At 70.3% G+C, this 25,035-nt stretch carries 19 protein-coding genes; 4 read left to right on the forward strand and 15 right to left on the reverse strand.

Features of this window, described 5'->3' with window-relative positions:
* Window positions 1-11 precede the first annotated feature (11 nt).
* Both SAVERM_RS12695 and SAVERM_RS12700 read right to left on the reverse strand, forming a co-directional pair.
* A complete protein-coding gene (locus SAVERM_RS12695; protein WP_037650112.1) occupies window positions 12-887 on the reverse strand; it encodes an ABC transporter permease in 876 nt (291 codons plus the stop codon).
* Window positions 877-1,692 (reverse strand): ABC transporter ATP-binding protein, encoded by an 816-nt coding sequence (locus SAVERM_RS12700; protein ID WP_037650111.1) that lies wholly within the window; start codon window positions 1,690-1,692, stop codon window positions 877-879. Before SAVERM_RS12700 ends, SAVERM_RS12695 begins: the two co-directional genes overlap by 11 nt.
* Before the next feature lie 162 nt (window positions 1,693-1,854).
* Between SAVERM_RS12700 and SAVERM_RS12705 the strand changes: the two genes are divergently transcribed.
* Window positions 1,855-2,547, forward strand: coding sequence for a response regulator (locus tag SAVERM_RS12705; protein WP_010983872.1), 693 nt, complete (start codon window positions 1,855-1,857; stop codon window positions 2,545-2,547).
* A 37-nt stretch (window positions 2,548-2,584) separates the two neighbouring features.
* On the opposite strand, the gene SAVERM_RS12710 is transcribed toward SAVERM_RS12705, so the two are convergent.
* The 6 genes from SAVERM_RS12710 to SAVERM_RS12735 form a co-directional block, all read right to left on the reverse strand.
* Window positions 2,585-4,177 carry a solute symporter family protein gene (locus SAVERM_RS12710; RefSeq protein WP_010983873.1) on the reverse strand — a complete coding sequence of 531 codons (1,593 nt, stop codon included), beginning with the start codon at window positions 4,175-4,177 and terminating at the stop codon, window positions 2,585-2,587.
* Window positions 4,174-4,662 (reverse strand): DUF485 domain-containing protein, encoded by a 489-nt coding sequence (locus SAVERM_RS12715; RefSeq protein WP_037650109.1) that lies wholly within the window; start codon window positions 4,660-4,662, stop codon window positions 4,174-4,176. The genes SAVERM_RS12710 and SAVERM_RS12715 overlap by 4 nt, the downstream gene beginning before the upstream one ends.
* A gap of 104 nt (window positions 4,663-4,766) precedes the next feature.
* Window positions 4,767-5,450 carry a response regulator transcription factor gene (locus SAVERM_RS12720; RefSeq protein ID WP_010983875.1) on the reverse strand — a complete coding sequence of 228 codons (684 nt, stop codon included), beginning with the start codon at window positions 5,448-5,450 and terminating at the stop codon, window positions 4,767-4,769.
* Window positions 5,447-6,601 (reverse strand): sensor histidine kinase, encoded by a 1,155-nt coding sequence (locus SAVERM_RS12725; RefSeq protein WP_010983876.1) that lies wholly within the window; start codon window positions 6,599-6,601, stop codon window positions 5,447-5,449. The genes SAVERM_RS12720 and SAVERM_RS12725 overlap by 4 nt, the downstream gene beginning before the upstream one ends.
* Window positions 6,598-7,143, reverse strand: coding sequence for a DUF1453 family protein (locus SAVERM_RS12730; RefSeq protein WP_037650106.1), 546 nt, complete (start codon window positions 7,141-7,143; stop codon window positions 6,598-6,600). Before SAVERM_RS12730 ends, SAVERM_RS12725 begins: the two co-directional genes overlap by 4 nt.
* Before the next feature lie 306 nt (window positions 7,144-7,449).
* Window positions 7,450-9,573: a DNA gyrase/topoisomerase IV subunit B gene (locus tag SAVERM_RS12735; RefSeq protein ID WP_010983879.1), complete on the reverse strand. Its 2,124-nt coding sequence runs from the start codon at window positions 9,571-9,573 to the stop codon at window positions 7,450-7,452.
* 441 nt (window positions 9,574-10,014) lie between these two features.
* Between SAVERM_RS12735 and SAVERM_RS12740 the strand changes: the two genes are divergently transcribed.
* Window positions 10,015-10,245 carry a DUF7455 domain-containing protein gene (locus SAVERM_RS12740; RefSeq protein ID WP_037650104.1) on the forward strand — a complete coding sequence of 77 codons (231 nt, stop codon included), beginning with the start codon at window positions 10,015-10,017 and terminating at the stop codon, window positions 10,243-10,245.
* A gap of 248 nt (window positions 10,246-10,493) precedes the next feature.
* Here the strand turns inward: SAVERM_RS12740 and SAVERM_RS12745 are convergent, their stop codons facing one another.
* From SAVERM_RS12745 to SAVERM_RS39985, 7 genes are all read right to left on the reverse strand, one after another.
* Entirely contained in the window at window positions 10,494-11,312 is an 819-nt protein-coding gene (locus SAVERM_RS12745) for a S1 family peptidase (protein ID WP_010983880.1), read from the reverse strand.
* A gap of 167 nt (window positions 11,313-11,479) precedes the next feature.
* A complete protein-coding gene (locus SAVERM_RS12750) occupies window positions 11,480-13,018 on the reverse strand; it encodes an RNA polymerase sigma factor (protein ID WP_010983881.1) in 1,539 nt (512 codons plus the stop codon).
* Window positions 13,019-13,624: 606 nt separating this feature from the next.
* Complete coding sequence (locus tag SAVERM_RS12755; RefSeq protein WP_107083176.1) at window positions 13,625-14,512, reverse strand: FadR/GntR family transcriptional regulator; 888 nt, start codon at window positions 14,510-14,512, stop codon at window positions 13,625-13,627.
* A 162-nt stretch (window positions 14,513-14,674) separates the two neighbouring features.
* Complete coding sequence (locus SAVERM_RS12760; RefSeq protein ID WP_010983883.1) at window positions 14,675-16,420, reverse strand: ABC transporter ATP-binding protein; 1,746 nt, start codon at window positions 16,418-16,420, stop codon at window positions 14,675-14,677.
* Between the two features lie 113 nt (window positions 16,421-16,533).
* A complete protein-coding gene (locus tag SAVERM_RS12765; protein WP_010983884.1) occupies window positions 16,534-17,286 on the reverse strand; it encodes an NUDIX hydrolase in 753 nt (250 codons plus the stop codon).
* 123 nt (window positions 17,287-17,409) lie between these two features.
* Window positions 17,410-19,410 (reverse strand): glycogen debranching N-terminal domain-containing protein, encoded by a 2,001-nt coding sequence (locus SAVERM_RS12770; protein ID WP_371861133.1) that lies wholly within the window; start codon window positions 19,408-19,410, stop codon window positions 17,410-17,412.
* A 507-nt stretch (window positions 19,411-19,917) separates the two neighbouring features.
* Complete coding sequence (locus SAVERM_RS39985; RefSeq protein ID WP_010983886.1) at window positions 19,918-21,645, reverse strand: DUF4192 domain-containing protein; 1,728 nt, start codon at window positions 21,643-21,645, stop codon at window positions 19,918-19,920.
* Between the two features lie 311 nt (window positions 21,646-21,956).
* Here SAVERM_RS39985 and SAVERM_RS12780 point away from each other — a divergent pair, with 311 nt between their 5' ends.
* Together SAVERM_RS12780 and SAVERM_RS12785 are read left to right on the forward strand one after the other, a co-directional pair.
* Window positions 21,957-24,161 carry a RecQ family ATP-dependent DNA helicase gene (locus SAVERM_RS12780; protein ID WP_010983887.1) on the forward strand — a complete coding sequence of 735 codons (2,205 nt, stop codon included), beginning with the start codon at window positions 21,957-21,959 and terminating at the stop codon, window positions 24,159-24,161.
* A gap of 235 nt (window positions 24,162-24,396) precedes the next feature.
* Window positions 24,397-25,032 carry a hypothetical protein gene (locus SAVERM_RS12785; RefSeq protein WP_010983888.1) on the forward strand — a complete coding sequence of 212 codons (636 nt, stop codon included), beginning with the start codon at window positions 24,397-24,399 and terminating at the stop codon, window positions 25,030-25,032.
* Window positions 25,033-25,035: the final 3 nt, after the last annotated feature.

Below are 25,035 nucleotides of genomic sequence, written 5' to 3' on the forward strand. Positions count from 1 at the left end.
GAAGAGGGCGATCAGCGCTCGGAATCCGACGGCTTCCACCGGAAGATGCGGCGCTCGGCGAAGGTGAGCAACCCCTCGGCGACCAGCGCGACCACGGCGAGGATGACCATCGCGGCGTACACACCTGCCGCGTTGAAGGTGCCCTGGGACTGCGCGACGAGCAGACCGATGCCCTTGGTGGCACCGATGTACTCGCCGACGATGGCGCCGATGAGCGCGAAGCCGAAGCTGACGTGGAGGCTGGTGAAGATCCACGAGGTCGCCGACGGAATGACGACCTGAAGTGTCACCCTGCGGTCGCTGGCGCCCAGGATGCGGGCGTTGGCGACCAGGTTGCGGTCGACCTCGCGGGCGCCCTGGAAGGCGTTGAAGAAGACCGGGAAGAACACGAGGACCACGGCCGACGCGACCTTGGAGGCCGGCCCGAGCCCGAACCAGATCACGAAGATCGGTGCCAGCACGATCCTCGGTATGGAGTTGAGCACCTTGATGTATGGACCAAGGACATCGGCGAGCAAGTTGATGCGCCCGAGCGCAATGCCGAAGACGACACCGGCCACTACGCCGATGACCCAGCCGAGCAGCGCCTCATGGAGCGTGAACCAGATCTGCTCGCCCAGGGAGCCGAGCGCGGTGCCGTGGGTGACCCAGGTGTAGATCTGGTCCCAGATCTTCGAGGGCATCGAGAAGTTGAAGGGGTCGATGACCTTGGCCCGGGCGCACGCCTCCCACAGACCGAGCACGGCCACCAGGAGCAGGGCCCGGGCGAGGGTGATGACGACCTTGCGTCTGCGGGCGGCACGCGCGCGTGAATGCGCGCGGCCCGTCTTGGTGGTCTCGGTGGCGGTCACCGCGACGACGGCCCCGGGCATGAGGTCAGGCGACATGGGCGGCACCCCTCTCACGGGTGATGCGGACCTCTTCGCCGAGGGACGACCAGATCTCGCGGTAGATCTCGATGAACCGCGGCTCCAGGCGCACCGATTCGACCTTGCGCGGCCGTGGCAGATCGATGTCGAAGACCTGCTTCACGGTCGCGGGACCCGCGGTCATCACGACGACCTTGTCGGCCAGCGCGATGGACTCCTCCAGGTCGTGGGTGACGAAGACGACGGAGGCACCCGTGCCCTCCCACAGCTCCAGCAGCTCGTCCGACATCAGTGCCCTGGTCTGCACGTCGAGCGCCGAGAAAGGCTCGTCCATGAGCAGGATCTGGGGGTCGTTGACGAAGGTGGCGGCGAGGGCGACGCGCTTGCGCTGGCCGCCGGAGAGCTGGTGCGGATAGCGGTCCTCGAAGGCCGTGAGGCCGACCCGGGCCAGCCACTCGCGCGCCTTCTGCTTCGCCTCCGCCTTCGGTACGCCGCGGAACCGCGGGCCCGCCATGACGTTGGACAGGACCGTACGCCAGGGGAAGGTGGCGTCCTGCTGGAAGACGAAGCCGACCTTGTCGCCGACACCGGCAACCGGCTCGCCGGTCACCAGGACTTCACCCTCGGTGGGCTCTTCCAGGCCGCTGACGAGGGTCAGCGTGGTCGACTTCCCGCAACCGGTGGGGCCGACGACGGCCACGAACTCGCCACGGCCGACGGTCAGGTCCAGTTCCCTGACGGCCGTGTGCAGCCCCCCGGACGGGGTCTTGAAGATCTTGCTCGCGCCCCGCAGCTCGATGGCGGGGCTGGTGTCTGCGCTCATGGGCCGGGACCGTAGATGTGGCGCGGGCCACAGCATCAGTCTTCTGGGCGCAAGGGCTTCTTCTGCTTGCAAGAGTCTGTTGTGCTCGTTTTGCTCGCGCTACAACAGCGGAGCCGAAACACGGGCTTAACAGCTCGCCAGGCCTTGAGAGAAAGAGGCCCGATGATTGACGTCCTGGTCGTGGACGACGACTTCCGTGTCGCCGAGATAAACGCCAAGTACGTGGGAAAGGTTCCCGGCTTCCGGGTGGCCGCCCGCGCGCACAGCGCTGCCCAGGCCCTGGCCGCGGTGGAGCGCGCGCCCATCGACCTGGTGCTGCTCGACCACTATCTGCCCGACCAGACGGGTCTCGAGCTGGTCCACCGCATGCGCGAACGCGGTCACGGCACCGACGTCATCATGATCACTGCGGCCAGCGACGTGACGACCGTGCAGGCGGCGATGCGTCTGGGCGCCCTGCACTATCTGGTCAAGCCGTTCACCTTCGCGGCGCTGCGCACCCGCCTCGACTCGTACGCCGCCCTGCGCCGCACCGTCGACCGTGTGGGCGGCCGGGGCGTGGCGGGACAGGAGCAGGTCGACCGCATCTTCGGCGCCCTGCGCACGACACCGGCCCCGTCGTCGCCCGGGCTGCCCAGCGGCCACTCGGAGCCGACGACGGACCTGATCTGCGACGTCCTCCACCAGGCCGATCACCCCCTGTCGGCCCACGAGGTGGCCGCCGAGACGGGCCTGAGCAGATCCACGGCCCAGCGCTATCTGCGTCACCTGGAACAGGTGGGACGGCTACGGCTCTCACTCAAGTACGGCGACACCGGGCGACCGGAGCACCGGTACGCGTGGGTGGCGCCGTAGAACGATCGCGCACGCCCCCTGGCGGCGCCGGGCGCCGTCAGACCGCACCGGCCCCCGTGAGCGACCGCACCTCGGCCTCCGCGTGCTTCGCCTCGTCCGCCGGCTCCACCGAAGTGACCGTGCCGAGCCAGCCCGCGAGGAAGCCCAGCGGGATGGACACGATGCCGGGGTTCTGCAAGGGGAAGTACTGGAAGTCGACGCCCGGGAAAAGCGATTCGGGGCTCCCCGTCACCACCGGAGAGAGCAGCACGAGCCCCAGCGCGGGCACCAGGCCCCCGTAGACCGACCACACCGCGCCACGTGTGGTGAAGCTGCGCCAGAACAGCGAATACATGAGCACCGGAAGATTCGCGGACGCGGCGACCGCGAAGGCCAGGCCCACCAGGAAGGCCACATTGAGATCCCGGGCGAGCAGTCCGAGGGCGATCGCGACCACGCCGACACCGACCGCCGCGGTCCGTGCGACGGCCACCTCGCTCCGCGGCTTCGCATGCCGACGCCGCAGCGACGCGTAGAGATCGTGAGCCACGGACGCCGAGGAGGCGAGCGTGATCCCGGCGACGACCGCGAGAATCGTGGCAAACGCGACGGCGGCGACGATCGCAAACAGAACCGTTCCTCCGGTGGAATTCGTCCCACCGCCCAGATCGAGCGCCAGCAACGGAACCGCCGTGTTCCCCGCCGCGTTCGACCTGCGCACGGCCTCGGGTCCGACGATCGCGGCCGCACCGAAGCCCAGCACGATCGTCATCAGATAGAAGCCGCCGATGAGCCCGACCGACCAGACGACCGAGCGGCGCGCGGCGCGTGCGGTCGGCACGGTGTAGAAGCGGGACAGGATGTGCGGCAGCCCCGCCGTACCGAGCACCAGGGCCAGGCCCAAACTGATGAAGTCCAGCCGCGCGGTCCAGTCCCCGCCGTACTTCAGCCCTGGCGCGAGGAAGGCCTCACCGTGCCCGCTGCGCTCCATCGCCGTACGCAGCAATTGGTCGAAGTCCCCTTGGAACCGCACCAGCACGAGCACGGTCAGCGCGATCGTGCCGCTGAGCAGCAGCACCGCCTTGACGATCTGGATCCAGGTGGTGGCCCGCATCCCTCCCATCGACACATAGATCACCATGAGCGCGCCGACGCCGATCACCGTCCAGGCGCGCGCTGCCCCGCTTGAACCCCCGAGCAGCAGCGCGACCAGGCTGCCCGCCCCCACCATCTGCGCCACCAGATACAGAACGGACACGGTCACCGACGAAGTTCCCGCCGCGATGCGCACCGGACGCTCGCTCATCCGCGCCGCGACCACGTCCGCGAGGGTGAAGCGCCCGCAGTTGCGCACCAGTTCGGCGACCAAGAAAAGCACCACCAACCAGGCGACCAGGAAGCCCACCACATACAGCAGCCCGTCGTACCCGTAGAGCGCGATGAGCCCTGTGACCCCCAGGAAGGACGCGGCCGACATGTAGTCGCCCGCGATGGCAAAACCATTCTCCATGGGTGAGAACAGGCGCCCGCCCGCGTAGAACTCCTCCGCCGAACCATGCCGGTGACGGCTCACCCACGTCGTGATCGCCAGTGTCACCGCAACGAAACCGCTGAACAGCAGCAGCGCCAGCGTCTGATGATGGCCGGTCACAGCTGACCACCTCCCGCACTCCGCGTCAGCTCCTGGGTGTCCCAGCGCAGGTCGAGCGCGGCCCGGTCCCTGCGCAGCCGGGCGTGCCGCGCGTACGCCCAGGTGAACAGGAACGTGGTGAGGAACTGACCGAGCCCGGCCAGCAGGCCCACGTTCACCGAGCCGGCCACGGGGCGCGCCATCAGCCCGGGCGCCGTCGTAGCGGTCACCACATAGCCCACGTACCAGGTGAAGAACACGATCACGCCTGGAACCACAAATCTGCGATACCGGCTGCGCACCTCCTGGAAGGCAGCGCTTCGCTGCACCTCCAGATAGACGTCGGCCGCACCACCCACCCGGCCCTCGTGCTCCCGGCGCGCGGGCGGCACCACGGGAGCGGGCGCCCCCGTACTGTCCAACTCGCCCCAGCCGGAGGCGAGCGCGTCGTACCAGGGGTCGTCGAAGCCGACCTCTCCGGCGTCGCGGCCGTCCTGCTTCTCCACCGAACTCTCCTTGTCCGCAGCCCGTTTCGGCCACGTGCCCAAGGATGGACAGATCGGGAAGATCTCTGACTCTTCTCCCCGCCCACTTCACCCCATCAGGTGACTTACTCGGCGGGGGGCCGCACAAGTCCCTTCCCATAGGCGTAACGGACCGCCTGAGCACGGTCCTTGAGTCCCGTCTTGGCGAAGAGATTGTTGATGTGGGTCTTCACCGTGGCGGTGGAGACATGGAGCCTGCGTGCGATCTCGTGGTTGCTGAGGCCCTCGGCGATCAGCACGAGCACCTCTGCCTCCCGTGCGGTGAGCCCGTCCGGTACCTCCGAGGATGCGGCCTGTCCCCGTTCCGGCTCCGACAGCCGCTCCAGCAACCGCCGTTGAATACTCGGCGAGAGCCCCGCGTCCCCCGACAGCACGCTCTCCACGGCCCGCACGATCTCGTCGCCGCCCGCGTCCTTGGTGAGATAGCCACGAGCGCCCGCTCTGAGCGCCGGAAACAGTGACTCGTCGTCGGCGTACGTGGTGAGCACGACGACCTGGGTCCCAGGGTGCTCGGCCCGGATCCGCCGGGTCGCCTCGACACCGTCGCAGCGTGGCATCCGCAGGTCCATCAGCACAACGTCCGGGTTGAGTTCGGCGACCAGCTTCACTGCCTCGTGCCCGTCACCGGCCGCGCCGACGACCTCGATCCCGGGCAGCAACCCCAGCAGCATGACGATGCCCTCGCGCACCACGGTCTGATCGTCCGCCACCACGACCCGCGCCGGCTTCCGGCTCTCCTCCTCCGTCATGCAGGCACCTTCAGCGTCACCACGAACCCCTTCTCCTCCCGGCCGGCCTCCAACGAGCCTCCCAGCAGCTCCGCACGCTCCCGCATGCCCAGCAGACCGTACCCGGCCCCCGAGCCGGTGAGATCGCCCGGCTTCCCGCCCGAGTCCCGCACATGCAGCGTCACTTGACGCTCGCCGTACTCCAGCTTCACCTGCACCTTCGCGCCCGGAGCGTGCTTACGAACATTTGTCAGGGCTTCCTGTGCGACCCTGCGCACCGCCTGCGAGGCCTCGGCCGTCAAAAGCCGCCGCTCACCCGAGACGGTGACGTCCGCGCCGTCCTCGAAGGCGACGAGCTCGCTCAGGAAGTCCTCGAGCGGGGATATCTCGCCCCGCAGCGCGGAGAGCGCCTGCCGGGTCTCGGCGAGGCCCTCGCGCGCCATCCCGCGTGCCGCCACAACCCGCCCGAGTATCTGCTCCCGGTCGGCTCCTCGCTCGATCAGCAACCTGGCCGCCTCCAGATGCACCAGCTGCGCCGAGAGGCTGTGCGCCAGCACGTCATGAATCTCCCGCGCGATCCTGGCTCGCTCCGCCAGCGCCGCCGACTGCGTCTCGGCCGCCCGCGCCGCGCGCTCCTGAGCGAGCAGACGCTGGGCGCTCCCACGAGCCTCGGCGTCGAGACGCAGCACATACCCGGCGAGAAATAGCCCCGCGATGGTGGCGGCGGTGGTCAGCCACACATCGTTGTCGACCGCCGCATACGCCGCCAGGGCAGCTGTGGTCACGGGCAGGGCGGCCGCGAGAGGAAGCCGCTCCAGCGCACTGACGGCACACCCGCACCAGATGACGAGGGCAGGGACCTGGAAGCCGGCGGTCTGCGCCACGATCGCGATTCCGAGAAGCACCGCGATCAACGCCAGCGACGGCCAGAGCCGGTGCTGAAGTGTGGTGCGGAAGAAGGCCCAGGAGGCGCCTGCGGCCAGGAGCACACCCGCCGCGGCTGCGACCGCACCCCAGCCGTGCACGTGGCTGCTGCTGAAGGCACCCCACAGCAGCATGGCGAGGACCAGCGCCCGCACGGTCCAGGCGAGCATGCGCCGAGGCCGCGAGAGCCCTTCCCGCCCGAGTGCCTCACGGGAGGGCCAGCGTGTCCAGGCGCTCTCGGTCGTCACACTCGCTCCTTCCGCGAGGGCTGAGGCACGCTCCACGAGGGCTGGGCGACGCCGTCACCGTATGCCCTGCTCCCACCGTCCGCCGGACCCAGGGAATGCACCCGCCAGATCAGGACCCCGGAGCGGAGCAGCAGCGTCGCCGCGAGGGCGAGAAGCAGCGCGGGGCTCTCCTGGCGCACGCCGAGGAGCACACCGAGGCCGAACAGTCCGACGCGCAGGACTATGCCGACGATCCACACCCCCACGCTCGCCTTGGTGCTCTTGCTCCACACGGTGCCGTCCGCGTCCGTCCATATCCGGGTCGTCCAAGCCCAGCCGACGCCGGTGGCGACGCCTATGAGCAGTTCGGCGCCGAGCAGTATCCCCGACCCCGTGCGGTGGTGGGCGTCGAGCAGGCCGGGCTCGCGCACGGCCAGGAAAGCGAGCACGGCGGGAACGATCCACCAGCGCCGGTCCGCGTTGATCTTTTGCATGCGGAACTGCCGGGCGACGACCAGCACGACGACGGCGAGGATCAGGAGGGCATGGGTGAGCCCGGACATCACGGCCTCCGTGGCGAACGAGAACGGATGCCGACAGCGGCTGCCGTCGACACCTTCGACGCTACGGAAATCGGCAGGTCAGCAGATCGGAGCCGGGGTGGATCGTGGGTGGATCCCTCAGTGAGACGGTTCTCCACCCGCGGGTGGAGAACCCCGACGGACACCGTCGGCGGCCAGCGCAGATGGCCCTGCTCACCTGCGCTGGGGCTGTGAGCGAGGGTGGGGCCACCCACCGGGACCGACGGGACACCATCCAGCCCCGACCCGCTCCGAGTGCACCGAGCGGGAACCGGGACCCGCGATGGCCTACGCGTCGATTCGCGACCGATCCAACGTGGCCGCCGAACTGGAGATGAACTCCTTGCGCGGAGCCACATCATTGCCCATCAGCAGATCGAACACCTGCTCGGACGCTTCCAGATCGGAAATGTTGATCCGCCGCAGAGTACGGTGCCGCGGATCCATCGTCGTCTCTGCCAGCTGGTCCGCGTCCATCTCGCCCAGACCCTTGTACCGCTGGATCGAGTCCTTGTAGCGCACATTCTTGCGCTGCAACTCCAGCAGCGTCTCCCGCAGCTCCCGGTCCGAGTACGTGTAGACGTACTTGTCCTGCCCCTTCTTCGGCTGGCTGAGTTCGATCCGGTGCAGCGGCGGAACCGCGGCGAACACCCGCCCGGCCTCGACCATCGGCCGCATGTAGCGCTGGAACAGCGTCAGCAGCAGGATCCGGATGTGAGCACCGTCGACATCGGCGTCGACGAGAAGAATGATCTTCCCGTAGCGCGCCGCGTCGATGTCGAAGGTCCGGCCGGACCCCGCTCCTATGACCTGAATGATCGCCCCGCACTCGGCGTTCTTGAGCATGTCCGTGACCGAGGCCTTTTGGACGTTGAGGATCTTGCCGCGGATCGGCAGCAGCGCCTGGAACTCGGAGTTCCGGGCGAGCTTGGCAGTACCGAGCGCGGAGTCTCCCTCGACGATGAACAGCTCGCTGCGCTCGACGTCGTCGCTGCGGCAGTCCGCGAGCTTGGCGGGCAGCGAGGAGGACTCCAGGGCCGTCTTCCGGCGCTGCGCGTCCTTGTGCTGGCGGGCCGCGATGCGCGTACGCGCGGCGGCGACAGCCTTCTCCAGGACGACCCGGGCCTGTGCGGCGGCATCCCGCTTCGTGGAGGTCAGGAACGCCTTGAGTTCCTTGGAGACCACATTCGTCACGATGCGACGGGCCGCCGAGGTGCCGAGGACCTCCTTGGTCTGCCCCTCGAACTGCGGTTCGGCGAGACGCACCGTGACCACGACCGTCAGCCCCTCCAGGGCGTCGTCCTTGACGACGTCGTCCTCGGCGACGCGCAGCAGCTTCTTGGCACGCAGGACTTCATTGACCGTCTTGGTGACAGCCTGCTCGAAGCCGGCGACATGGGTGCCGCCCTTCGGGGTGGCGATGATGTTCACGAACGACTTCAGGGTCGTGTCGTAGCCGGTGCCCCAGCGCATCGCGACGTCCACGCCGAGCTCACGGGTGACCTCGGTGGGCGTCATCTGACCGTGGTCGTCGAGGACCGGGACCGTCTCCTTGAAGGTGCCCTGCCCGGAGAAACGGAGGACGTCGCACACTGGCTTGTCAGTGGCCAGGTACTCGCAGAACTCGCTGATGCCGCCGTCGAAGCGGAACGACTCCTCGCCCTTGCTGCCGCCCTCCCCGAGCCCGTACTCGTCCCTGACGACGATGGTCAGACCCGGCACCAGGAACGCCGTCTGGCGGGCACGCTGGTGGAGGTTCTCCAGGGAAAGCTTGGCGTCCTTGAGGAAGATCTGGCGGTCGGCCCAGTAGCGCACGCGCGTACCGGTCCGCGTCCGGGGGATCTTCTTGGCCTTGCGCAGGCCGGCGGTCGCGTCGAACTTCGCATCCGGGCCGACCGTCGCGAAGGCGCCCGGGACACCCCGCCGGAAGCTGATGGCGTGCGTGTGCCCACTGCGGTCGACCTCGACGTCCAGGCGCGCGGAGAGCGCGTTCACCACGGAGGCGCCCACGCCGTGCAGACCTCCGGAGGCCGCGTACGAGCCGCCGCCGAACTTGCCGCCCGCGTGCAGCTTGGTCATCACGACCTCGACGCCGGAGAGGCCGGTCTTGGGTTCCACGTCGACCGGGATGCCGCGGCCGTTGTCCCGCACCTCCACCGAGCCGTCGTCGTGCAGGATCACGTCGATGTGGTCGCAGTAACCCCCGAGAGCCTCGTCGACGGAGTTGTCGATGATCTCCCAGAGGCAGTGCATCAGCCCGCGACTGTCGGTCGACCCGATGTACATACCGGGGCGCTTGCGCACGGCCTCGAGCCCCTCAAGGACGAGCAGGTGCCGCGCGGTGTAGTTGGAACCGTCCCGGTCTGCTCCGGTCAGCAGCGCTGTGGACGGCACGGACGTATCGGCGGTCACGCGGTTCGCTCCTCGCTGAATTTCAGGTGGGGCCCTTTTGGGTAAGGGCCGGGCTTCGGTCGCCGCTCCGAGGGTACCGAGGCCTGGTAGAGCCGTTGTAACGCCACCCTCGTCTGAACTCACACTAGTCCAGCGTCGTACGAGCGTTCGATCCCTCGATGGAGTGAAGTACATATCACGTTCCCTTCCGGGCATGAACCATTTAGGCTCCGGGCACGTCCTCAACAACAACCGGCAACCCAGCCGGGAGGACCAACACCTGACAAACAGCGCGAACCCGTAAGACACACAGACACGCAATACGGCACATTCGCCGCCAACCGGCAGCAATCAGCCGGCCCGGAAAGAAATTTTCAGGGAGAAGCCGCGAGCGGGAACGTTTTCGGCCTGGTTGGATGTTGACCCTGGTACGACAGCTCGTCGAGCTAGAGAAGAGGCGACGTGACTACTGTTCTGACCCCCGCGAGCCCGCTGACGGCCGCTGACCGCTGCGACCGTTGCGGCGCCCAGGCATATCTGCGCGTCGTCCTCCTGAGCGGCGGAGAACTGCTCTTTTGCGCCCACCACGGTCGCAAGTTCGAGCCGGAACTCAAGAAGATCGCCGCTGAGATACAGGACGAGACGGAGCGGCTCACGACCCCTCCGGCAAGCGCCAACGACGAAGAGCGTTGACACTTCGCATCAACGACGAGCGAGTGCCGGCCTCGTAGCCGGTGAGCGGGCGACCACCCCCTGGACACAGGGAGTGGCCGCCCGCACTCGTACACGGAACCGGTTCGCCCGTGGCTGCGCCCGGCGGCCCGGCCCGCGTCCGCACGCCCTGTAGGCACCAGGAGGGCCACCGGCGCCTCGTACCCGCGCAGGCGGCATACGACATGACACCCGCACCCGCAGCCCCCTCAGCGGCTTCCCACAGCGAGTCAGCGACTCCTGCCGAACGCCCTGGCGACGTCTGAGACCCGCGTGTAGACGCCCGGGCTTCCGGGCCTCCCACAGCCACTCCCCCACGACACCAGTCCGATCAGACGCCCCTGGGCGACCAGTGGCCCGCCACTGTCCCCCTGACAGGCGTCACGGCCACCTGCGAGCTCTCCGGCGCACAGCATGGAGCCGGCCAGATACTTTCCGTCCCCATCGCCGGGATACGCCTCCTCACAGGCCTCGTCCGGCAGCACCTGCACGCGCGCGGCGCGCAGGCTGTGGGCATAGTCGCCGCTCCCGGTGGCGTCGCCCCAGCCGTAGACCACGGCGGCCGTCCCAGGCGCGTAGGCCGGGTCGGCCGAGGAGGCCATGGGGATGACGGAGCTCTCCGGAAGCGGCGAGGCCAGGGTGAGTACGGCGAAGTCGCCGGCGTTCGTGGAACTGTCGTAATCCGGGTTGACCCAGGTGGCGCGCACCGGGATCTCCTTGCCCTGGGTCGACAGCAGGTCGGTCCGGTCGGCGATGATCCTCAGATCGCGAATCCGGCTCGGCGGCGCCCCCAGGACGGCCGCGCTCAGACAGTGGGCCGCGGTGAGCACAGTGGACCGGGCGATCACCACGCCCCCGCAGAACTGCCCCGCCCGCGTACCTCCGAACCGGTCACGGCTGGACAGTGCGACCGTCCACGGACTCTGGGCGGTCTCGACCGGATAGCCGCCGATGACAATGCTGTCGGCCGTCGCGGGCGCGGGGGACGCCAGCGGTATCACGGCCGCTGCGGCCCCAAGGGCCAGCGCTCGGGCGAAGGGACGACGCATACGCGCTCCTCACTCAGGGGTGGTCATGGAATACCCAGAGTGATCCAGCTCATCACGTCGCGCATACGCAGCAGCCGACGGCCTCCACATGCTCGGTGGACGGCGCGCACATGCTGAGGGCCCGGCTCCCCACGGAAGCCGGGCCCTCAGGTGCGTACAGCCGAGACCTAGTCGAGGTAGTCGCGCAGCACCTGCGAACGCGACGGGTGACGCAGCTTCGACATCGTCTTGGACTCGATCTGGCGGATGCGCTCACGCGTCACGCCGTACACCTTGCCGATCTCGTCGAGAGTCTTCGGCTGACCGTCGGTGAGACCGAAGCGCATCGAGACGACGCCCGCCTCGCGCTCCGACAGGGTGTCGAGGACAGAGTGCAGCTGCTCCTGGAGGAGCGTGAAGCTGACCGCGTCGGCCGGGACGACGGCCTCGGAGTCCTCGATGAGGTCACCGAACTCGCTGTCACCGTCCTCACCCAGCGGGGTGTGCAGCGAGATGGGCTCACGGCCGTACTTCTGGACCTCGATGACCTTCTCAGGGGTCATGTCGAGCTCCTTGGCCAGCTCCTCCGGGGTGGGCTCACGGCCCAGGTCCTGGAGCATCTGACGCTGCACGCGCGCGAGCTTGTTGATGACCTCGACCATGTGCACCGGGATACGGATGGTGCGGGCCTGGTCGGCCATGGCGCGGGTGATCGCCTGACGGATCCACCAGGTGGCGTACGTGGAGAACTTGTAGCCCTTGGTGTAGTCGAACTTCTCCACCGCGCGGATCAGACCGAGGTTGCCCTCCTGGATGAGGTCCAGGAAGAGCATGCCGCGGCCGGTGTAGCGCTTGGCCAGGGAGACCACCAGACGGAGGTTGGCCTCCAGGAGGTGGTTCTTGGCGCGGCGGCCGTCCTCGGCGATGATCTCCAGCTCGCGCTTGAGCTTGGGGGCAAGCTTGTCGGCGTTGGCCAGCTTGTCCTCGGCGAAGAGGCCCGCCTCGATGCGCTTGGCGAGCTCGACCTCCTGCTCGGCGTTGAGCAGGGGGACCTTGCCGATCTGCTTGAGGTAGTCCTTGACCGGGTCGGCGGTGGCACCGGCCGCGGCGACCTGCTGCGCGGGCGCGTCGTCCTCGTCCTCGTCGGAGAGTACGAAGCCGGCGTTCTCGGTGCCCTCGGGCTCCTCGCCGGCCTTGCCGGGTGCAGCGGTCTCCTCGACCGCCTCGTCGTCGAGCAGCTCGACGTCGTCCTTCTTGCCGGTGGTCTTCTTGGCCGCCGTCTTCTTGGCGACGGTCTTCTTCGCGACCGCCTTCTTGGCGGTCGTCTTCTTGGCAGCTGCCTTCTTGGCGGACGCGTCCTCAGCCGGATCGTCGCCGACGGGCACAGCCGGGGCGGCGGTGGCGGTCGCCTTCTTGGCAGTCACCGTCTTCGCCGCGACGGTCTTGGTGGCGGTGCGCTTGGCCGGACTCTTCGCTGCGACGCTCTTTCGGGTGCGCTTGGGCTCCGCGGCACTGACCATCAGCGTCACACCCTCTTCCTCGAGGATCTGGTTGAGGCTGCGCAGTACGTTCTTCCACTGAGTGGCCGGAATCTGGTCAGCTTCGAAGGCCCGACGCACGTCATCGCCGGCGATCTGCCCCTCAGCCTTTCCCCGCTCGATGAGCGCCATGACAGAGACGGACTCGGCGATCTCCGGCGGGAGCGTACGGGATGTGCTGGCCGACACGAACAACCTCTCGGAACGTTGGAAAACGGCTTCCGGCCCCGTCCGTAACGGACAGGAACCGACGACCGCCGACTTGGGGATGGGCCGACGGCGCGGGTGGGGCCGGGAAGATGCACAGCGCCGTAAACGGCGTCCGTATTCCCTCCTCGGCTGTCACCTCTTAGGTCATCGCGCAGTGCCGAGGAGCGTTACGCCCAATCCGCGTGGCCCGAGTCACACCCCGTAACCACTCAAAAACGACTAGATGCGGTCATAGGTGGTCAACGATGGCCGCTGCGGCCGCACGATCCGAGGGTCGGTGGACTTCCGGGCCGCCGAATCAGCGGTTGGCCGCCGGGTCGCTCGCCGTCGGACCTCAGCGGCTCCCGGGCTCCGTACGCCGCCGAGCCATGCCGATTCCCGGACTCCGCATGCCGTCGAACCGCGCCGGTCCCGGAAGACGTGCCGTCGAACCCCGTCGGTCCCAGGAGGGTCCGACGGAGCCCGGCGACACGTGCACGGGGTCCGGTGACAGACGGTTCGCCGTGCGGGCGCTGTCGGGCCCACCGGCCGGGCGAGAGCGGGCGAGGGCGGTCGGCCCCCGACCGCGCCGCCCACGGCGCACCGTCAGTGCTCGCGCGGCGCGGGCACCACACGCTCCACCTCAGGGTGGACGGTGAGCAATTGGCGCATGGCCGCCTCGGCAGCCGCGCCGTCGCCCGCGCCCAGGGCGTCGACGATCCGGGCGTGGTGCGCCAGCGCGGCCTCGTTGGGGCGGTCGCAGCCGGTGACCGGGCCGCCGGAGACCTGCAGGGCGGCCGACACGATCCCGGAGAGGTGCTCCAGCATGCGGTTGCCGGCGACCTGGATGAGCAGGGAGTGGAATTCCGCGTCGGCGCGCGAGAAGGTCAGGGCGTCACCCTGTGCCATGGCGTGGCCCATGATCTCGACCATGTCGGCGAGCCGCTGCTGGACCTCCTCGCGCCCGTGGCCGGCGGCGAGGCGCGCGGCGAGCGGCTCCATCGTCCATCGCAGCTCGCTCAGCTCGCGGCGCTGGTCGTCGCGCTGCGGCCCGAACGCCCGCCACTCGATGATGTCCGGATCCAGCAGGTTCCAGTCGCTGACGGGGCGTACGCGCGTGCCGACGTTCGGGCGGGCACTCACCAGGCCCTTCGCCTCCAGCACACGGAGCGACTCGCGGACGACGGTGCGGGACACCTCGAAGCGCTGACCGATCTCCTCGGGCACGAGCGGGCGGTCCGCGCCCAGGTCGCCGGAGACGATCATCTGCCCCAGCTGCTGTACGAGTTGGCCGTGCAGTCCGCGTCCGCGGCTGCCCGCGGCACGCCGGCCGACGCGGCCCAGTTCCGGATCGGCGCTCTCCCACGCGGGAATGCCGACGCGGTCGGCGGCAGAGGCCTCGGCGTAGGGGTAGCGGTCGAGTTCGCCCGGTCCGGTCAGGCCGGAGTCGGCGGAGCGGGCGGCGGTCATCATGGTGTGCGCAAGGGTACTCACGGATCCTTTGTCGGCGTCGCTTCCAACGCCCTTGAGGTCTTTGGTGAAAAGCACACGAAAGGGTGATCGCTCACCCCGTCGCAATTGACGCCTTATCGGAAAGAAATGGGCGTTCTCCGGGAAGTTGCGCTCACGACAGGACCGGAAGCCCTCGGACGGTCGTCATCGGACCCTGCTACGCAGGGTCGTGAGCAGATATGCGCAGAGCAGAGCGGTCAGCGACAACATCAGTGCACTGCCCACGGGTTGGGCGACCACCCGGGCCGCGGCGGCCAGATACCGCTCGCCGCCGAACGGCCACTGCACCAGCATCAGCTCTCGCAGCCGCGTGGCGAACCCGGCCGCCGTCCGAACAGACGGGCCTTCGAGCGCCCTTTGTACGAGGGGTACGACGACGACGGGTACCGCCAGCACCGCGGCGAGCCCGGCGGTCGTGGAGCGGAAGATGCCCGCGGCCAGTACACCGGCCCAGGCGCAGCCCACCAGGAGTCCGAGCCAACCGGCGCCCAGGGAAAGCCAGTCGGTGGGAACTTGGGTGAGCTCCCGTCCGTAGACGAGGTAGAGCACTTCGAGATCGCACCCCACGGCAAGGAAGGCCAGCAGCAGCGCGGTCGCCCCGGAGACGAGGAGTTTCGCGGTGAGCAGCCCCAGGCGGCGGGGGACGGTGCCGCGATCCGTGGCCAGGGCGGGGTGGCGGAACTCGTCGCCGAAGGCGACCGCCCCGAGCAACCCCGCGCCGAGCGCCGCGGGGGGCAGGGGGAAGTCCTGCGGCCACGCGGCCAGGAGGCGGTGCTGCGGCGTGTGACCGATTCTGGCGAGGATCACGGCGATCAGGGCGGAGGCGATCAGCACGGCAGCCGCGGTGACGTAGCCGGTGCCGACTCCGGCAGCGCGGCGCAGCTCGTAGCGCAACGGACGCAGCGGACTGGGCGCCTGGCGGACACTGATGGGGGGCGGCAGCGGGGACAGGTCTTCCGACTCCAGCGAACCGGCCGGGCGGGGCGGGGGAGCGGTCGGCTGCGTGTCGGGGGCGGCCCCCATGTCACCGGTTTCGTCGGCCAGTTGGTGTACGAGGATGCCGTGCCGGAAGGCGGTCTCGCCGACATCGGCGCACGTACTGCCGTACACCGACAGCCGATTGCCGTCCTCGCGCACGATCTCCACGGAGCGTTGCCCGGTTCGAGCCTCCTTGGCCAGCAGAGCGCCGAGTCGGGCGGCGTGCGGGCTGCGGACTGCCACGCGGGGCCGCAGCCGGGTGCGGGCGAAGTCTGCGGCCTCCTGGTCGGCGACAAGCCTGCCCGCCTCCAACGTGACGACCTGATCTGCGGTCTGCGCGGCCTCTCTGGGGTCGTCCGTGGTGAACAGGACCGTGCCACCCTGCGTGGCGTGCGCACGCAGGAGACCGTGCAGCCACCGGCCTTCGCGGGCGGACAGGCCGTCGGCGGGGGCGTCGAGGACAAGGGTGTGCGGATCGGCCAGCAGCGCGCAGGCCAGACCGAGGCGGCGGTCCATGCCGCGCGAAAGGGTGCTCAGGCGTTCGTCGCGCAGGCTGACAAGACCGACCACCTCGAGGACTTCATCGGCACGGCGGACAGGGACGCCGGCGGCGGCGCACAACATACGGAGTTGACCGCGCACCGTGCGGGCGGGGTGACCGGGGACATCGCCGAGCAGGACGCCCACTTCGCGCGAGGGATGGGCGATGCGGTGCAGCGGGCGGCCCCTGAAGTAGGTGATGCCACGGCCCTGTTGGAGTTCGAGCATGAGCCTGAGCGCCGTCGTCTTGCCCGCGCCCGGGGTTCCGAGGAGCGCGGTGACACGGCCCGCGTGCGCCTCGAAGGACACATCGTCGACGACGGGCGGAAGGTCCTTGCGGGGGTTGCTGGTCAGTCCGATCGCCTGGATCACCCAAAGCAAGATAGCGCGATATGTCCGGTTTTCCGGGCACCTGAGGGCCTCCTTCGGACACCGGCTTCCCAGCGGCCGGACTCAGCCCTCTCCGTCCGCGCCCTGCTCGGGTTTCAGACCTCCGGGCGCAGCATCGGCGGATTGAGCAGCGTGGCGCCGCCCGCGCGGAAGAGCTGGGCCGGACGACCGCCCTGGCGCGTCGTGGTGCCGCCCGTGGGCACGAGGAAGCCCGGTGTGCCCGTCACCTTGCGATGGAAGTTGCGCGGGTCCAGCGCCACGCCCCACACGGCCTCGTAGACCCGGCGCAGCTCGCCGACGGTGAACTCGGTCGGGCAGAACGCGGTGGCCAGCGACGAGTACTCGATCTTGGACCGGGCACGCTCCACACCGTCCGCCAGGATCTGCGCATGATCGAAGGCGAGCGGTGCCGCCTTCTCCCCGTCCCTGCCGTAACCGCCCTGCTGCAGCAGCTCCTCGACGGGCGCCCAGCGGGCGCTGTTGGCGTCGCCGCCCGCCCTGGGCGCGGGCAGGTCGGGTGCGAGAGCGAGATGGGCGACGCTGACCACCCTCATCCGCGGGTCACGCTTGGGGTCGCCGTACGTCGCCAGCTGTTCGAGATGCGCTCCGTTGTCCTGTGCGGAGGGGTCATGGGCGCGCAGCCCGGTCTCCTCGGCCAGCTCGCGCGCTGCTGCCTGCCCCAGGTCCTCGTCAGGCCGCACGAAGCCGCCAGGGAGCGCCCACCTGCCCTGAAAGGGCTGCTCACCTCGCCGCACCGCCAGCGCACAGAGGGCGTGGCGGCGCACGGTCAGCACGACCAGGTCCACGGTGACAGCAAAGGGCGGAAAGGCTGACGGGTCGTAGGGCATGCCGCGATCATAGTCGTCTGCCTGACGATAAACACTCCCTTCGTCGGCCGCATCGGTGGTTGATCCACTTCCTTCGGGCTGGTCCGGGGGCTCCCGGCCATGGCCCAGCCGCATCGCGCGACGTCACGCTCTCAACTGCAATCCGTCGGCCGCCTCCTCGACCATGGCGAGGCCGAGCCGGCTGACGCGCACGGAGAAGGGCGCGCCGGCGACTCTCAGTCCCGTCAATCCGATCTCGCCCAGTGGGGCACTGCGCAGCGGGCGCAGCGTCACCGTGCCGGCCGGGGCGTCGGGGCGGATCCCCGCCAGAGCGGTGAGGAGCAGCACCCCTGAGGCCGCGGCGGTGGCGGCCGGTCGGCAGGCTGCGGGGTGCGGCAGCGGAGAGCCGGCTTCCGTGCGTTGTTCCCCCGCGTACATCTCGGGCAGCCGATGCCCGAACGCCTCCGCCGCGGCCAGTACGCCCCGCAGCAGCGAACTCGCCTCCTTCTCGTAACCGGCGGCGGCCAGGCCCGTGACGGCGACCGCCGTCTCCTGGACCCGCACGGCTCCTCCTCGATGACCGAACGGGTTGTACGCCGCCTCCCTCGCTCCCAGGCTGCGCAGCCCCCATCCGCAGTCCATGGCCGGACCGCCGAGGAGCCGCGCGAGTTGCTCCGTCCGCACCCTGTCGAGCAGGCCCTGAGCCATGACACCGGAGCCGAGCAGGCCGGTGTCGAGAAGGTGGGCGGCGCCCGCGCCGAGGTGGGGCACCAGGCGTCCGTCCGGGGCCCGGGCGGCCGCCGGTCTGCCTCCCTTCAGGTCCTCGATCCAGAAGTCGTCCCGGAACGCGGTGCGCAGTTCCCCGGCCCACTGGCGCAGCCCGGGGCCGCCTGGGCGGCCGTGGGCATCGAGCAGGTCCGCGCCCAGCAGCGCTGCCCGATGGGCGTACGCCTGTGTCTCGCAGCGCAGCGGCCCGCCGGGCTGGGGGTCGGGGAGGTAGGTACCGTCGCCGACAGCGGTCCGAAGCCACTGGAGACAGCGTTCCGCGGCGGGCAACAACTCCTGCGTCTCCTGCTCCGGCAACCCCCAGCGCCGGGCCTCCGCGAGAAGCACAGGGAAGAGCAGGGTTGCCTCCGTGCCCGTGCAGCCAGGTGGCAGATGTGCGCCCGCGTCCCGCCGTGGTCCCGGGATCATGCCCGAATGTGGGCCTGGTCCCGAGAGCTGGCTGCGGGCGAGGGTCCGCAGCGTGCCCGCGGCAAGCCGGGTGCCGAGGGGCAGTGCCATCCGCGCGGCGACCAGTGCCTCCGCCGGAGCCAGGCCGCAGCGCCACGGCGCCCCGGCTGCGAGATGCGGGTCGGAAGGGTGGCTGGGATCGCGCAGCAGCAGAGCCTGCAGATCCTCGACGCAGGCATGGAGCAGCGATTGGGCCCTGGGGTCGTCGCCCGTAGCCGTGGCCTGGGCGAGTGGGCTCGTCGCGCCGCGTACCACCGCTCTGCCGGCTCCGGCCCCGTCCGGCCGTACCCGCAGTTCCACACTCCATGTGCCGCCGGGTGGCAGCTCCAGCCCCCAGCGCAGCAGTCCGGCGGAGGCGAGGGCGTCGGCCGGCGGCGGATCCGCGGTGACGGCCGAGGTGCCGGTCGGGCCGGTCCAGCGCAGGCCTGAGTCGTGAACGCTCGCGGGGAGCTCGGGACCGGGGCTGCCCGAAGCCACCGTCCCCAGATCCGCGAGGTCCGTCCCGAGTGCCACCTCGACGGACAGGCGCAAGGGGCGTGAGGCAGCGCTGTGCAGCGTGATCCGTTCCGTGCCGTCCGCGTGCCGCGTGCGTTCCACCAGGACGTCCGGGTCCGGTCCTGCGTCGGGGGAGGCTCGGAGGGCGCCCACGAAGCGGACGCGGTCGGCCGCTACCATCCGCGCTTGCACGGCGAGCGGCTCCCGCCCCGCCACCCGCACCTGACAGCGGGAGAGCAGGCGCCGCCCCGAGCGGTAGAACCCGTCCAACCCCTGGCCGGTCAGCTGCCCCTGCTCCGTGGAGATCGCCAGCCCCGGCAGGGCCGCACAGATCAGCGCGGTGTGGGCTGGCGGCAGGTCCGCGGCGTGGCGGAGTGGTGGAAGCGGGGGTCGGGGAGCGAAGGGTCTGCCCGCCAACGGGCCGGGGCCCGAGGGCCGGTTGCCCCGCGCGGGGGTACCCGATGGCCTGGACGTCGCTTCGGGAATGACCGACCGTCGGCCTGCGCCTGCGAAGGAGGTAGGTGTCCTCTCCTGAGCCATGCGGGGCGCTGTCTTCCCGCCGCCCCCGGTCGGTGGCGCCGATGGATCGCCACCCGGCATCAAGGGCTTTGTGGATGCGCGGCGGGGAGGCCGGTCGCCGTCGTGGGCGGCGGACGGAGTGGGCAAGGACATGAGGCGGCTTCTTCTGCGCCTGGCGCGCCTTGGGCGCGACCGGCGCCTGGTGGGGGGCTCCGAAAGGTCGTGGGCGATGCGTCGGCGCGACCCGGCCACGGGTACCGCCACCCAGGTGAACGGAGTGGGCCTGCCTCGGGTCACGCCCGGCGGCCGGGAAGCCGACCGAATGGCTGCGTCGCGGGGCGCAGGTCACAGTGCCGAAGGCGGCTTGACGCCGACTCGCGGACCACGCCGCGCAGCTGGGTGTGCTCATACGTCTCCCTGCGCATCGCTACGTGCGGTGCCACCGGGTGCGTGTGAACGAGTGGTGGCACCCTCTGCCGCACTCCGCGGTCCTTCGGCGGAACGCCGGAGTCCGTCCATCGCGGACCGTGTTCCGTCGGCGGCAGGCCCGGTGCCCTCGGCTGGACGCCTGCCTCTGCGGGCGACCGTCCTGGGAGAACGGCGGCTCGGACGGCTGCCACCGCTCACGGAACGCACCCTGCGACGGCGACGGCCGAGAACACCAGGCGACTCCCCAGTTCCGTCGCCCTGCCCGGCCGGAGCCGCCGGATCGGCGCTGTCGCCCGGCGTGGAGGGGCCGGACCATCGAGCGCCTTGCGAAGCTCCAGGATCTTGTGGCTCCAGACTCCGGGGTGGCTGCGCGGAGCGGAGCGAAGGCGCGGTGGCGGCCAGTGGCGCGGGAGGGACACTCCCGTCCGTCACGGCCCGGCCCTCTCGCTCCGCACGCAGGCAGCGGCGAACGGACTCCGGGTCCAGGCCCTCGTTGCAGGCTTGATGGAGGAGGCGGGCGAAGAGATAGCCAGGGTCGGCGCCCAGGGCCATGGCCAGGGCTTCGCGGGCCTCCAGTTCGTCGCCGGAAGACCAGGCGACCCACCCAGCGAGCGTGAGGGGCGCGGCAGCGTGCTCACCGTACGAACCGACGCAGCGGCGGGCCAGGGCACGCCAGAGGCGCAGGGCCGGTGCCGCTTCGTCGTCTTCCATCCACTCCGCCGCACGGTCGCGGGTCGTCCGGTCCTGCAGACCGAGGATCAGAGTGGCGGCCTCCTCGTGCCCGAGGAGTTCGTCGTCGCGGAGGTCTGCCGGGAGGGTGCCGGACACGGGCGACGTAGCGGTGAACCGTCCCATCACCTGCCGGGCCAGTCCAAGGGTCTCCTCGGCGACGTCCTCCCGGGTCTCGCCGTCGAGGATCCTGGGAACGAGGGCCGTGCTGGCGGCGTCGAGGGCGATCTCCTGCGCCAGGGCTGCCGCGGTCTCCCAGGGAGCGAGCCTGGCCCTGAACTCCCGCAGGCTTCCCCGTACTTGCAGACCTGCGTACGTTGCGGCAGCGGCGAGCACGGAGGTGCCGGGCAGCCCCATCGGCCGGCCCTCGGGCGGACAGCAGTCGGGGCTCGGGCAGCAGTACGACCAGAAGCGGCCGTCGGAGATGCACAGCGCCTCGACCACGGGTACGTCGAGGCTGCCGCAGGCCGTGCGCAGCAGCTGAGCGAGCGGCTGGAGCCGTGCCACGACGTCGCACCCCGTCTCGCCGCTCGCAGGCTCCTGACAGAGGTAGGCCACCATGCTCTCCGGGCGTACGCCTCTGCGCTCACTTCCCGTCACCAGGCCGTGCGCCAGCTGCCCGGCCACGGACGCCCAGTCGTCCGAATGGGCGGGGATGCCGAGCCTCGCCCTCCCACCGAACCTGCCTCGCCCGTCCTGGTCGTGCAGAGCGACCAGCACGATGCTGTCCTCGGGTCGATACCCGAGCAAGTAAGGCAGCGCGTCCGCCAGTTCGGCCGGAGTCCGCAATGTGACCTGGCGCTCACCGCTCGGGTCCGTGTGTTCGGTGTGGCTGATGTACGCGGTGGACTCGTCGTCGTAGGGGGTGCCGCCCATCTCGGCGTCCACAGGGCCTGCGGGTCCAGCGAGATCATCACCCGCGCCAGCCGAGGACCGCTCGACGTCACCGCTCGGGTGGGCCGCGGTCCGAGCCATGTCGCCGCTCTCCTGGGCCGCACCCCGCCACATGTCGCCGCCCACCGGGGCCGCGACCCCACCAATGCCACCGCTCCCCTGGTCCGTGGATCCGTCCGCGTCACCGCTCTCGTGGTCCGCGAATCCGCTCATGTCACCGTTGCCGGACGTGCCGGCCGCTTCGTCGTGGTTCGTCATGCCGTGACCATCTCGCGGATCTTGGAATTCCGCTTGAACCTGTGGATAACCATGGCCATGAGCACGCCAGGAGTTGTCCACAGGCCGGCTGCCTCATTCGCGCAATGTCCGACCGATCGGGTTGCATGGATGCCATGAGCGACGAAGACCAACGACCCGCCCCGTCCGCAGACCCGCGCCCCGCCCCGGACGGAGACCTGCGTACCGCGGCCGATGCCGTGCTCGCCCGCCTCGTGGGCGCGCCGACGGGCGAGGCCCGGCTGCGCGAGGATCAGTGGCGGGCCATCGAGGCACTGGTGGCCCACAAGCGCAGGGCCCTGGTCGTGCAGCGCACGGGCTGGGGCAAGTCCGCGGTGTACTTCGTCGCGACCGCGTTGCTGCGCGAGCAGGGCGCGGGTCCCACGGTCATCGTCTCGCCACTCCTCGCGCTCATGCGCAACCAGGTGGATTCGGCGGCCCGCGCGGGCATCCGCGCGAGGACCATCAACTCGTCCAACACGGAGGAGTGGGACACGATCCAGGCCGAGGTGGCCGCGAGCGAGGTCGATGTGCTCCTGGTGAGCCCGGAGCGGCTCAACAACCCCGACTTCCGCGACCAGGTGCTGCCCAAGCTGGCCGCCGCGACCGGCCTCCTCGTGGTCGACGAGGCGCACTGCATCTCCGACTGGGGCCACGACTTCCGGCCCGACTACCGCCGGCTGCGCACCATGCTCGCCGACCTCCCGTCCGGTGTGCCGGTCCTCGCCACCACCGCGACGGCCAACGCGCGCGTCACGGCCGACGTGGCCGAACAACTCGGCACCGGAGGCGGCACGGACGCGCTCGTGCTGCGCGGACCGCTCGACCGGGAGAGCCTCAGTCTCGGCGTGCTGCGCCTGCCGGACGCCGCCCACCGCATGGGCTGGCTCGCCGAACACCTCAACGACCTGCCGGGCTCCGGCATCATCTACACGCTCACCGTGGCTGCGGCCGAGGAAGTCACGGCCTTCCTGCGTCAGTGCGGGCACACCGTGGCCTCGTACACCGGCAAGACGGAGAACGCGGACCGGCTACAAGCGGAGGAGGACCTGCTCGGCAACCGGGTCAAGGCCCTGGTAGCCACGTCCGCCCTGGGTATGGGCTTCGACAAGCCCGACCTCGGGTTCGTCGTCCACCTCGGCTCGCCCTCGTCCCCCATCGCGTACTACCAGCAGGTGGGGCGCGCGGGCCGCGGTGTGGAGCACGCCGAGGTGCTGCTCCTGCCGGGCAAGGAGGATCAGGCGATCTGGGAGTACTTCGCCTCGGTCGCGTTTCCCCCGGAGGAGCAGGTGCGACGCACACTGGACGTCCTGGCGCGGGCCGACCGACCACTGTCCCTGCCCGCCCTCGAACCGCTGGTCGAACTGCGCCGCTCACGTCTGGAGACGATGCTCAAGGTCCTCGATGTCGACGGGGCCGTACGGCGTGTGCAGGGCGGCTGGGTCTCGACGGGCGTTCCTTGGACGTACGACACCGAGCGCTACGCCTGGGTGGCCAAGCAGCGGTCGGCTGAGCAGCAGGCGATGCGCGACTACGTGACGACGACGGCCTGCCGGATGGAGTTCCTGCGGCGGCAGCTCGACGACGAGGGGGCGGCTCCCTGTGGGCGCTGCGACAACTGCGCCGGAGGCCGATTCCACGACTCCGTGTCGTCCGGGTCGCTCGACGCGGCACGTGGCGAACTCGGGCGTGCGGGCGTCGAGGTCGAGCCCCGGAAGATGTGGCCGACGGGCCTGCCGGCGGTCGGCGTCGACCTGAAGGGGCGTATCCCGGCCGGAGAGCTGGCCGCGCCCGGGCGTGCGCTGGGGCGGCTGTCGGACATCGGCTGGGGCAACCGGCTGCGGCCGATGCTCACGCCCCAAGCCCCGGACGGGCCGGTGCCGGACGATGTCGCCAAGGCCGTGGTCGGTGTGCTGGCCGACTGGGCGAAGGGGCCGGGAGGCTGGGCCTCCGCAGGGCCCGACGCACAGCCGCGTCCGGTGGGCGTCGTCACGATGGCCTCCCGTACGCGTCCGCAGCTGATCCAGTCCCTGGGGGCGCGGATCGCGGAGATCGGACGGCTGCCGCTGCTGGGGTCCATCGAGTACACCGGTGAGTTCGCGCAGGTCCACCGGAGCAACAGCGCGCAGCGGCTGAAGGCGCTCGACGGGGCACTGACCGTGCCGCCCGCCCTGGCCACCGCGCTCAAGGAAGCCGGCGGTCCGGTACTTCTCGTGGACGATGCGACAGAGACGGGCTGGACCCTCGCGGTGGCCGCGCGCATGCTTCGACGAGCCGGTGCGTCGGGGGTGTTGCCGCTGGTCCTGGCCGTACAAGCGTGACCCGCGCGTCGCTGCGGAGCACATTGGGCAGAGATGTAGCGGGGATATAGCCGACGCACCACATGAAAACGGGCTGTGGCCCCAATTGCTCGTTGCCGCAACCAAGTTCGACAGGAAGAATTGAGGTCCGCTCCCCGCACGGCTCGTCCGTGGTCCGGTAGGGCTCTGCTGCGGCGTGCGCTCCCCCAAGTCCGACCCCCGCCCGCAGTATGGGCGCGTAGCCGAAGGGAGGACCGTGACCTTCGGATTCGCACCGTCCTCGGCGGCATCCATGTCGACCTCCGCCGACCTGTCCGCCGCTTCCGCCAACCCTCTGACCCGGATGCTCGAACCCGCGGAGTGGGCCGCCGCGGGGATTCCGCTGCTGCGCAATCCCCGGGAGGTCGTCAGCGGGCTGCACTCCCGGCACCGGCCCGGCCCGGCAACCGCCATCGTGGCCGTCCTCGATCCGGAAGAACGGCTTCAGGCGAGCGCCTCCTTCACCCGGCGGGCGGCCCCGGCCGACGGCTGGATGTTCCGCAACGCGCTGCTCGCGCAGCTGCGCCGGGTCATCCCGCACGACCTGCGACGCCGTACGCCGGTCCGCACGGCCGTGCTGCTCTACTGCCGTGAGGGCGACGCGCGTTGGACGGAGGAGGACGGGGCGTGGATGTGGGGGCTACGCGACGCGTGCACACTCCACGGGCTGCGCTGCGGGGCGTACATCACACTGACGCGTGACGGCTGGCAGGTCCTGGGCGAGGGCCGGGGCGGACGCCGCCCCAACACGGACTCGCCGCCGGAGGCTTTCGAACTGACCAGCGCGCCACCACCACTGCCGCGCACCGGAGGCTCCGCGTCGGAGGTGCTGCGCCGGGCGGCCGCCCGCTGAGCG

The organism is Streptomyces avermitilis MA-4680 = NBRC 14893 (assembly GCF_000009765.2).
Classification (GTDB): domain Bacteria; phylum Actinomycetota; class Actinomycetes; order Streptomycetales; family Streptomycetaceae; genus Streptomyces; species Streptomyces avermitilis.